Origin of the sequence: Teichococcus deserti, from assembly GCF_001982615.1 — a bacterium.
GTDB classification, from domain to species: Bacteria; Pseudomonadota; Alphaproteobacteria; order Acetobacterales; family Acetobacteraceae; genus Pseudoroseomonas; species Pseudoroseomonas deserti.
This window is the reverse complement of record NZ_MLCO01000119.1, coordinates 1-7,696: the sequence shown is the minus strand read 5'-3', so window position 1 is coordinate 7,696 and position 7,696 is coordinate 1. Positions and strand designations below refer to the sequence as shown.

Below are 7,696 nucleotides of genomic sequence, written 5' to 3'. Positions count from 1 at the left end.
GCATGGCGTCGTCGCGCAGTCGATCGGCGGCGGCGGCGGCCTGGTCGTGGGCGGCCGCGCGCTGGTGCCGGCGGGCGGGCCCGGCGGCGGCGGCGCGCGCGGCGATGGTGGCGTGGTGGCGGTGCGGCTGCAGGCCGGCAGCCTGCTGCGCACCGCCGGCGACGGCGCCTTCGGCGTGCTGGCGCAGAGCATCGGCGGCGGCGGCGGCCTGGCCGGCGATGTCTCGGCGGTCGGCCAGACGCAGCTGGGCACCGGCGACGCGGTGCGGCCGAATGACGGCGCCGGCGGCGCAGTCGGCATCACCCTGGACCGGGCGCAGGTCGCGACCAATGGCCGGTTCGCGCCGGGCGTCTTCGCCCAGAGCATCGGCGGCGGCGGCGGGCTGATGAACCTGAACGGCAACGGCGCCAGCCATGTCCAGGCGCGCGGCACCGCCGGCGGCGAGGGCGCCGGCGGCGCGGTGACGGTGGCGCTGACCGGCAGCCGGGTGGTGGCCGCGGGTCTGGGCTCGGCCGGCATCCTGGCGCAGAGCGATGGCAGCGGCGCTGGGGGGATCCAGGTGTCGCTCGACGCGGCGTCGGCCGTCTCCGGCGGGCTGGCGGATGCCGGCAGCGGCCAGCCGGCGACGGCGCAGGATGCGGCGGCGATCCGCCTGCTGGGCGGCACGGCCAACCGCATCGACAATGCCGGGGTGATCGGCCGCGCCGATTCCAGCGGCATCGCCATCCTGACGCTCAACCCGGGCGGCAACACCACCGTCTCCAATACCGGGCAGATCCTGGGCGACGTCATCCTCAACGACCAGCCCGGCCGCAGCCTGCTGGCGAATCGGCCGGGCGGCATCCTCTCCGCCCCCGGGACGATCGACCTCGGCGGCGGCACGCTGCGCAACGACGGCGCGCTGCATGTGGGCGGCATCGGCACCGCCGGCCAGACCGTGCTGACCGGCCAGCTGATCCAGGGCCCGGGCGGCCGGCTGGTGTTGGAGACCAACCATGCCGGCGGCGCCAGCGACCAGCTGCTGGTGCTGGGCGCCGCCCGCCTGGCCGGCACGCTGGAGGTGCGGCCGCTGCTGCTGGCCAACCGGCCGGTGACGGTCCTGCGCGCGACCGGCGGCCTGGTGGTCGAGGACGGCCTGGCGGCCACCCGCACCCCCCTGCTGCGCTTCGAGACGCTGGCCGGCGGCGACAGCCTGCGGCTGCAGCCGGTGGCAGAATTCGCCGGCGCCGCCGCCGGGCTGGGGGAGAATCAGCGCCGGGTCGCGGCGCATCTGCAGCAGCTGTGGGACCGCGGTGCGCCGCTCGAAGCCGGCTTCACCGCCCTGGCGGGCACCGCCGACGAAGCCGCCTATGGCCGCAGCCTGGACAGCCTGTCGGGCCAGACGCTGGGCGCCATCGCCGTCTTCCGCCAGGCCAGTAGCCACCGCTTCGTCGCCGCCATGCTGGATGAATGCGGCGACCGCGATGCGGCGGATGCCGAGGGCTGTGCCTGGGGTCGCGCCCAGGGCAGCCAGGCCGACCAGGGCAGCCGAGGCGGCAGCCTGGGCTACCAGGCCCGCAGCTGGACCTTCCAGGCCGGGCTGCAGCGGGTGCTGGCGCCGGGCTGGTCGCTCGGCGCCTCGCTGGCCTATGAGAGCAGTAGCTTCCGCGGCGACCAAGGCACTTCGCGCGTCTCCGGCGAGGCGATGATGCTGGGCGCCGTGCTGCGCTTCCAGCAGGGGCGCTGGGAGCTCTCCGGCGGCCTCGACCTCGGCTATGGCTGGTACGACAGCAAGCGGCGCCTCTCGGCGGGCAGCTTCGCTGCCACGGCCGAGGCCGAGCCCACCGCCTGGCACGCCGGCGCGCATGCCCGCCTCGCCTATCGGCTGCCGCTGGAGGGCGGCTACCTGCAGCCGCGGCTGGACCTGCATCTGACGCATCTGCGCGGCGGCGGCTACACCGAGAGCGGCGCCGCGCCCTTCAACTTGGCGGTCGAGGCCGAGCGCGCCACGCTGCTGACCGCCGAGCCGGCGATCGAGCTGGGCGGGCGCCTGCGCCTCGGCGCGGCCAGCCTGCTGCGGCCCTATGCCAGCCTGGGCGTCGCCGCCCTGGCGCCGGGTGACTGGGCGGCGCGCGCCCGCTTCGCCGGGCAGGAGGGCAGCGACGGCTTCCGCGCGCGCACGCCGATGCCGGAGCTGCTGGCGAAGCTCACCTTTGGGGCCGACCTGCTGGGCGCCGACGACTGGGAGCTCGGCCTGCTGTACCGTCTGGAGCTCGGCGACCACTACGTCGCCCATGCGGGGGTTGGGCGGCTGGCCTATCGGTTCTAGCGGCGGCTGCAGCAGATCGGCTCGGGCACAGGGATGCCGCCCACCGCTTCATCCGTCACGTTTGAACCGCGGCTTGCACAGCATAGCGCAGCCGGGACAGTTCCGCTTGGTCATGCCGGTATCGGACTGGTGTCCTTGGCAAGGGTCGAAGTCTCGGCCGGCTGATCCACCTCGCCGTCACCATCCTGGTGGGCCAAGGCACCGCCGCCCTTGGCCTCTGGGCCGCCAAGCTGCGCCGCGAAGCGAAGGACAGTTCGCTGGCCAAGATCGTCGGCATGGCCAGCCGCGTCGCCGGCGACATGAACGAGAACTTCGGCCACCTCCCATCGGCCTCGAGCGCGACGCGCTGAAGGCCGCCGCCATCGCGAAAGGCGTCGTGGCGATCCGCAAGGAACTTGCCCCGCATGTACGGCGCGTGATCGGCGACGACGACAAGATCGCCGGCATCATCGCCCGCGAGTTCGGCAAGCTGTCCGCGCCTGTCGCGCCGGGCGCCGCCAACAACTGACCAACCCGCGCCGTCATGGCGCGAGGGCAAGGGTGTTCCAGCAGCCGAGCCGCGCGGGAGTGGGTCCCGCGCATGGATAGACCGTCGAGCCAAGCGGAAGAAGGGGCTCGAAGCTGCACCTGGCGGTGGACACGCTGGGGCACCTGCTGGCGCTGCATGTCACGCCCGCCAGCGCGGACGATCGCGCCGAGGTCGGGCGCCTGGCCCAGGCCGTGCAGGCTTCGACGGGAGAGAGCGTCGATCTCGCCTATGTCGATCAGGGCTTCACCGGCGCGCGTGCCGCCACGGCCGCGAAGGCGCACGGCATCGAGCTCGAGGTGGTGAAGCTCTCTGAAGCCAAGCGTGACTTCGTGCTGCTGCCCCGGTGTTGGGTGGTCGAGCGGTCCTTCGCCTGGGCCACGCGTTTCCGCCGCCTGGTCAAGGACTACGAGCGTTACGCCAGTTACTGTGGCCGATCTCCACCTCGTCGCCTTCGACTGCCTCATGCTCAAGCAGGTTGCGGGACTGGCCGGGGGTCCATAACAGCCTCTAGGCCGGAGCGGCCCTGCCCCTCGGTGGAGACGCGGAGGTAGGAACTGGGCCCCCGGGGCAGTCATCTCCCCCAATTTGACCCTGTCCGCCCCTTTTTTTTAACCCCAAACGACCGTTTGAAGAAATGTGAAAGCATGTTTGATGGTTCAGCCGCTTGAGATTGGCGAACTTTCATGGTGTAAGGTGGTGCATATTGATGCAGAAAGAACGCGTATGCCGACCACCGCAACAAGCAATGCGGATGAGCGCTGCCTGCACCGTCAGTCAGTCAATCTGACGCCTGAGCAGCGCCGCCAACTTATTGAGATCGCGCGCCAGAATCGCGTTTCGGTCGCCTGGGTCATCAGAGAGGCTATCGACCGCTTGCTTAAGGAAGACATGCCGCTCCTACACGTGGGAAAGAAATGAGAACACCTCGCGTCCGCGCTCCGGGGCGGAGCCGGGCAGCCGCTAGCGCCACGAACAGCGGCCGGTTTGCCGACCTCGACGCAGACAAGTTGCGGGGTGGCTACTACACCTCTGCTGAGGTCGCAGCTTGGCTGTGCGCCTGGGCGATTCGCAGCGTCGAAGACCGGCTGCTGGAGCCGAGCTGTGGTGACGGGACCTTTCTTGCGGCCGCAGCGTCGGTGTTCTCGGAGCTCGGGCTCCCCGGCCCAGCCATCGCCGACCGGCTGACTGGTGTAGAGGTTATTGGCAGCGAGGCGGACCGCGCGCGGGACCGGCTGCGCCCGCTGCTCGGCCTCCGCGCCCAGGATGCTGTGAGCACGTCGGACTTCTTCGAATGGTGGCAAGAGACTTCTCAGCCCGCCTTCGACGTGGTGGTCGGCAATCCCCCCTTCATCCGCTACCAGACCTTTCCAGAGCCGCACCGCAGTCGGGCTATGGCGATTATGGGAGCGGTCGGCTTAACACCGAACCGCCTGACCAACATCTGGGTCCCGTTTGTCGTTACGGCGGCGCTGAGCCTCCGACCGGGTGGGCGCATGGCGCTCGTCCTTCCGGCGGAGCTGCTGCAGGTCACCTATGCTGCGCAGCTGCGTTCCTTCATCACAGACCGCTTCGCGCGGGTCGACGTGGTCGCTTGCAACGAGCTGTTCTTCGACAAGGCCGAGCAGGAAGTCGTGCTGCTCCTAGCAGACGGCGCGCGGGCCGAAGCCTTGGAGGTGAACGACTGCCGTGTCGCGCTCACCGAGGCGGCGACCGTAGCGGAAATCATGCGCCAGACGGCGGCCGAGGTTCTGGCCGCCGCGCAGCCCAAGACCATCCGCCACGATCACGAGAAGTGGCTCAAGTACTTTTTGACGGCCTCTGAGATCGCCTTCATGCGCGAACTACGCACGGCGCCTATTACTACTGCTATGCAGACTCACGCCAGCATCGATGTGGGCGTCGTCACCGGCAAAAACGAGTTCTTCGTCCTCTCGGCCGACCAGGTCGAGGAGCTCGGCCTTGGCGGCTACACCACTCCGCTAGTCTCGCGCTCTGTGCAGCTCAAGGGGACGCGGCTCGGCGAAGCCGATTGGAGCAAATTGGCCGCGGCGGGTGACCGCGTCCACCTTCTGAACGTCACGGCCGACCAGGCCGGCAGGCTAACAGAGGCGCTCCGCCGGTACATCCGCTACGGCGAGTCGAAGGAGTTTCACAAAGGCTACAAGTGCTCGATCCGGAGTCCATGGTACAAGGTCCCATCTGTCTGGACACCGGATGGGTTCATGTTCCGGCAGATCTACGACTTCCCACGCATCGTTCTGAACAGCTCCGGCGCGACCTCGACGGACACCATCCACCGCTTCACCTGCCGGACCGCGCAGCCGGAGCAGGTCATCGCAAACACCTACACTTGGCTCACCGCTGCCTCGGCCGAGATCGAGGGCCGCAGCTACGGTGGGGGTGTCCTGGAGCTGGAACCTACTGAGGCCGAACGCCTCCTCATGCCCACTGAGCTGAACGGCGCCATGCCCATCGCCGAAGCAGACCGGCTCATCCGTGTGGGCCGTCTCGACGCGGTCTTGGAGGAAAATGCACGCATTGTCCTGAGAGGGCACATGGGCCTATCGGAGGCAGATTGCGCCACTTTGCGCGGCATCTGGACGAAGATGCGCGACCGCCGCATGGCACGGCGGCGGGCGGGCAAGGGAGCCGCCGTGCGGGACATGGGCGAGTGAGCGATGACACGAGCAAAGCCACGGCCAGGACGCGCATCGCTACCCTAGTTGAGGGCTTTCGACGCAATGAGGCGGACTACCTCAAGGCCAGCTACAACGAGACGCAGGCCCGGACCGACTTCATCACGCCCCTCCTTGAGGCTTTCGGTTGGGACGTGCACAATTCTGTGGGGCACCCTCCCGGGTTGCGCGAGGTAGTCGAGGAAGCCACGGTAGACGTCGGCGACGAGCGGCTTTCAAAGAAGCCCGACTACGAGCTCCGCCTCGCGCGGCAGCGGAAGCTGTTCGTCGAGGCGAAGAAGCCGAGGGTCCCCATCGCCCGAAACCGTGACGCCGCGTTCCAGACGCGTCGCTACGGTTACTCAGCCAGTTTGCCAATTTCGGTGCTGACAAACTTCCACCAGCTAGCCGTTTACGATTGCATTCCCCGTCCGGAGCAGACCGACGAGGCGCATGTGGCCCGCCTCCTCCTTGTTGGCTACGACGAGTTCGACGTCCGCTTCGACGAGTTGTGGGCGCTGCTGTCGCGGGCCGCCGTCTACTCCGGCGATTTCGACCGCCGCCTCGCCGTCGACGTAACCCGACACGGCACGGAGCAGTTCGACGGCTTCTTCCTGCAGCAGGTACGGTCGTGGCGGGAACGTCTCGCCGCTGACATTCACGCACGCACGCCCGGCCTCAGTCCGCATGAGCTAACCTACGCGGTACAAATCTTCCTTTCTCGCATCGTTTTCTTGCGCATCTGCGAGGACCGTGAGATCGAGCGATACGAAAATCTACGAAGCCTGCCCGGCACCGGCACTTTCGACGCGCTGATGGCCGAGCTTCGGCGGGCTGACACCTTCTACAACTCCGGCCTTTTTCACTTGCTGGACGACGCACGGCTTGGCATTCGGATCGGCGACGATGTGCTGGGAAGTATCATCGCCGAGCTCTACTACCCCCAGAGTCCCTATACCTTTGCCGTCGTCGAGACGGAGGTTCTCGGCGAGATTTACGAGCAGTTCCTCGGCGAGGTCATCATTGTCAAGGCTGGCGCCGTCCAGATCGTCAGCAAACCAGAGGTGCGCGAAGCGGGCGGGGTGGTACCGACCCCGCGCTACGTCGTGGACACGATCGTCCAGCGCACCATTGGCCCGGCCCTGGCCGGCAGGACGCCAGCCGACCTCACCACGTTCACCGTCGCGGATATCTGCTGCGGCTCCGGGATCTTCCTCCTCTCCGCCTACGATTTCCTGCTCGACTACTATCTGGCGTGGTATGTCGCCGACGGAGCAGCGCGCCACGCCGGCAGCGTCATTTACGAAGGCCCCGGCGGGCAGTGGCGCCTGCTGTTCGAGGAGAAGCGCCGTATCCTGCTGGCGCACATCCGGGGCGTTGACATTGATGCGAACGCCGTCGAGGTCGCGCGCTTCAGCCTATTGTTGAAGCTGATAGAGGGTGAGACGGGGGAGGCGCTGCGCGATTATGTGGCGAGCCGCCGTCGGCCTTCGCTCCCGGCTCTCGACACCGTCCTGCGCCCCGGGAACAGCCTGGTAAGCGCCGCGGAGTGGGTCGCTGTGCGCGGCGCCATGCCGACCGCTCTGCTGGAGAAGGTGAACCCTCTCACTTGGTCGGATGAATTTCCGACGGAGATGGCGCGGGGAGGCTTCGACACCATCGTCGGCAACCCCCCCTACATCCGTATCCAGACCATGATGGCCTACTCGCCTGAGGAGGCGACGTACTACCAGGACGCGGAATCGCCTTACAGAACGGCGCGCCAGGACAACTTCGACAAGTACGCACTGTTCATCGAGCGCGCCTTCACCCTTCTCCGACCCTGCGGCCGGCTGGGCGTCATCGTGCCACACAAGTTCATGACCATCCAGTCCGGCCGTGCGCTCCGCGAGCTGATCGCTGGCAGCCGTGGCCTGGAGCAGGTTGTGCATTTCGGGGTGCAGCAGGTCTTCGGGCGCCAAGCCTCGAATTACACGTGTCTCCTGGTCCTGGACCGCCGCGGCTGCGACGTGGTGCAGGTGGAGCGGGTCGAGGTGCTGGTGGCTTGGCGTTACGGCATGCTGGGCGAAGTCACGACGATCCCTGTAACCGAGCTGGGCGCCGACGCCTGGCAATTCGCCGGCACAGCGACGCGGGACCTCTTTGCGCGTATCCGAGGAGCGTGCCTGGCCGAGCTCGGCCAGG

At 68.2% G+C, this 7,696-nt stretch carries 6 protein-coding genes and 1 pseudogene; all 7 read left to right on the top strand.

The window, feature by feature from the left end:
* A partial coding sequence (locus tag BKE38_RS13790) for an autotransporter outer membrane beta-barrel domain-containing protein (protein ID WP_131829591.1) occupies positions 1–2,308 on the top strand: 2,308 nt, incomplete at its 5' end.
* A 188-nt stretch (positions 2,309–2,496) separates the two neighbouring features.
* Positions 2,497–2,658 carry a hypothetical protein gene (locus BKE38_RS32080; RefSeq protein ID WP_165694185.1) on the top strand — a complete coding sequence of 54 codons (162 nt, stop codon included), beginning with the start codon at positions 2,497–2,499 and terminating at the stop codon, positions 2,656–2,658.
* A 26-nt stretch (positions 2,659–2,684) separates the two neighbouring features.
* Complete coding sequence (locus BKE38_RS33635; RefSeq protein ID WP_278247622.1) at positions 2,685–2,816, top strand: hypothetical protein; 132 nt, start codon at positions 2,685–2,687, stop codon at positions 2,814–2,816.
* A 58-nt stretch (positions 2,817–2,874) separates the two neighbouring features.
* Positions 2,875–3,338 (top strand): annotated as a pseudogene (locus BKE38_RS13785) (transposase); the annotation flags it as partial.
* Between the two features lie 150 nt (positions 3,339–3,488).
* Positions 3,489–3,755 (top strand): ribbon-helix-helix domain-containing protein, encoded by a 267-nt coding sequence (locus tag BKE38_RS13780; protein WP_207553568.1) that lies wholly within the window; start codon positions 3,489–3,491, stop codon positions 3,753–3,755.
* Positions 3,756–3,844: 89 nt separating this feature from the next.
* Positions 3,845–5,512, top strand: coding sequence for an Eco57I restriction-modification methylase domain-containing protein (locus BKE38_RS13775; protein WP_207553567.1), 1,668 nt, complete (start codon positions 3,845–3,847; stop codon positions 5,510–5,512).
* The coding region (locus BKE38_RS13770) for an Eco57I restriction-modification methylase domain-containing protein (protein WP_076957884.1) at positions 5,509–7,696 on the top strand (2,188 nt) is incomplete at its 3' end. The genes BKE38_RS13775 and BKE38_RS13770, both read left to right, overlap by 4 nt.